General features: G+C 75.2%; 3 protein-coding genes. 1 reads left to right on the top strand and 2 read right to left on the bottom strand.

The features are described 5' to 3' along the window. The first annotated feature begins 201 nt into the window (after positions 1–201). Positions 202–774 carry a cob(I)yrinic acid a,c-diamide adenosyltransferase gene (locus G3I42_RS07175; RefSeq protein ID WP_164283456.1) on the top strand — a complete coding sequence of 191 codons (573 nt, stop codon included), beginning with the start codon at positions 202–204 and terminating at the stop codon, positions 772–774. A 65-nt stretch (positions 775–839) separates the two neighbouring features. On the opposite strand, the gene G3I42_RS07170 is transcribed toward G3I42_RS07175, so the two are convergent. Both G3I42_RS07170 and G3I42_RS07165 read right to left on the bottom strand, forming a co-directional pair. Beyond that, positions 840–1,277, bottom strand: coding sequence for a PPOX class F420-dependent oxidoreductase (locus tag G3I42_RS07170; RefSeq protein ID WP_164283454.1), 438 nt, complete (start codon positions 1,275–1,277; stop codon positions 840–842). 90 nt (positions 1,278–1,367) lie between these two features. Further along, on the bottom strand, positions 1,368–1,931 hold the full coding sequence (locus G3I42_RS07165; protein ID WP_164283452.1) for a hypothetical protein: 564 nt from the start codon (positions 1,929–1,931) through the stop codon (positions 1,368–1,370). Positions 1,932–2,265: the final 334 nt, after the last annotated feature.

Genomic DNA, 2,265 nt, shown 5'->3' with positions numbered 1-2,265 from the left:
CGCGCGGTCGCGCCGCGCCGACGGCGGGGCCGCCGGTGCCGCCCCGCCGGTGACGCCGGTTCAGTCACCCGCCCCCGGCGGAGGTTAGCGCCGTTGCGGCGCCCGGTGGCGCCGAAGAGATGCGCGTCACGTCCCCCGGGACGCACATCACACACTCGCCCGGGCCGGGCCGCGCGCGGGACTCCCCGATAGGCTGGCCGCATGGTCCATCTGACCCGTATCTACACGCGCACCGGCGACAAGGGCACGACGGCGCTCGGCGACATGTCCCGTACCGCCAAGACCGATCCCCGTATCGCCGCCTACGCGGACGCGAACGAGGCGAACGCCGCGCTCGGCACGGCGCTCGCGCTCGGGGGGCTCGACGCGGACGTCGCCGCGGTCCTGACGCGGGTGCAGAACGACCTCTTCGACGTGGGCGCCGACCTGAGCACGCCCGTCGTCGAGAACCCCGCGCACCCCCCGCTGCGCGTCGAGCAGGCGTACGTGGACCGCCTCGAAGCCGACTGCGACCGCTTCCTCGCGCCGCTCCCGAAGCTCGACAGCTTCATCCTCCCGGGCGGCACCCCGGGCGCGGCGCTGCTCCACCAGGCGTGCACGGTGGTACGGCGCGCGGAGCGCTCGACGTGGGCGGCCCTGGAGGCGTACGGCGCGTCGATGAACCCGCTCACGGCGACGTACCTCAACCGCCTCTCCGACCTGCTCTTCATCCTCGCGCGGGCGGCGAACACGGAGCACGGGGACGTGCTGTGGGTGCCGGGCGGGGAGCGCTAGGGTCTCGCGACCCGGGCGAGGGCCGCTCTCCCCGGCCCCCCGCCCGCGCTCACCTCACCCCCGGTTCAGGCCCCGCCCCACCCGTACGCGTGGTCGATCGTGAAGGAGACGACCAGGCGGCCGTCCTCGACCATGACCCTGCGGTACTCGTCCCAGTCGGGGTGCTCGCCGCGCACGGCGCGGTACAGGTCGACGAGTTCCCCGACGGCCGCGTCGTCGGGAGCGGCGGCGACGGGGGTGAGCGAGGCGGTGCCCTCGTAGACGCCGTAGGCGCCGCCGTCCGGGCTCGTGACGTAGAGGCCGATCCGGGGGTCGCGGCGCAGGTTGCGGACCTTGGCGCGGTCGTCGGTGGTGGAGAAGCGGACGCGGCCCGTGGCCGGGTCGTGGGCGAAGTCGACGGTGGAGACCTGGGGGCGGCCGTCCTTCTTCAGGGTGAGCACGCCGCCCCGGCCGCGCTCACCGAGGAGCGCGAGGACAGGTGCGGGAAGGTCGTTCGAGGGCATGTCCGGTCCTTCGTTCGGTCGCTGAGGTCACGGTCGGTGTCGCGGTCGCCCCCGGCTCGCGGCGACCGCACCCGCACAACGCCGGAACCCTCAATTTCGTTCCGTCGCGGACGCCTTGTCGCCCGGTGCGCGGGGCGGCCACAGGACGAACGAGAAGGCGATGAGGCCGTGGACGCCGAGCGCGCGCAGCGCGACGAGCTGCCAGGAGCGCAGCGGGGCCGAGGCGTCCGGGTCGCCGAGGAAGAGGATCGCGAGCTGGAGAAGGCCGCAGGCGAGGGCCGCGGCGAGGAGCGTACGCAGCCAGAGGCGGACTTCGTGGACCGTGCGGGGACGCCCGTGGCGGGGCGGCTTCGGCGGGCGCGGGCCCCCGGCGAGGCGGTGCCGGGCGTGGCCGTCGAGCCACTGGAGGGTGGAGTGGCCGTAGGCAACCGTGAAGCCGATGTAGAGGGCGGCGAGGCCGTGCGACCAGGCGGGCGTGGCACCCCGGCGCAGGTCGAGGGCGGTCACGACGAGGAGGACCAGTTCGAGCACGGGCTCGACGAGCAGCACGGCGAGCCCCGTACGCGGCATGCGCGCCCCGTACCGCAGCGCGAGGCCCATGACGAGGAGCACCCAGAAGGCGACCTCGCAGACGACGATGAGTGTGACGATCACGGCGACTCCCCTCCGGCCTTCCCTGCCTCGTCCCTCCAGCCTCCCGGCCGCCCGCCCCCCTCGCCTCGGCCCCCGTACCGATTCCCGCCTCAACGAAAGGAGCAGTCCCCCGTCCCGTGGTCGCCATCCCCCGGAACGACGCGCCATGGCGCCCACCGTGCTGGGATGACCCCATGGCCCGCGCACCCCGTCGACTCGCCCGTCTTCTCGGGGTGCCCGGCCACCCCGACACTCCCGGACCTCCCGCGCCTCCGGCCCGCCCCGGACCGCCCGGCCGCCCCGCCACGGACGCACCCCCCGCCGAGCAGCCCCGTCCCGCCGCGCAGCCCCGTCC

This window comes from Streptomyces sp. SID11385, assembly GCF_010548245.1.
Taxonomy (GTDB): domain Bacteria; phylum Actinomycetota; class Actinomycetes; order Streptomycetales; family Streptomycetaceae; genus Streptomyces.
Note: the sequence above shows the minus strand (reverse complement) of the source record. Positions and strands in the feature narration are given on the sequence as shown.

Excerpts from the sequence above, each read along its gene's own strand:
- G3I42_RS07175 (WP_164283456.1), top strand. The coding sequence starts at position 202 with ATGGTCCATCTGACCCGTATCTACACGCGCACCGGCGACAAGGGCACG.
- G3I42_RS07170 (WP_164283454.1), bottom strand. The coding sequence starts at position 1,277 with ATGCCCTCGAACGACCTTCCCGCACCTGTCCTCGCGCTCCTCGGTGAG.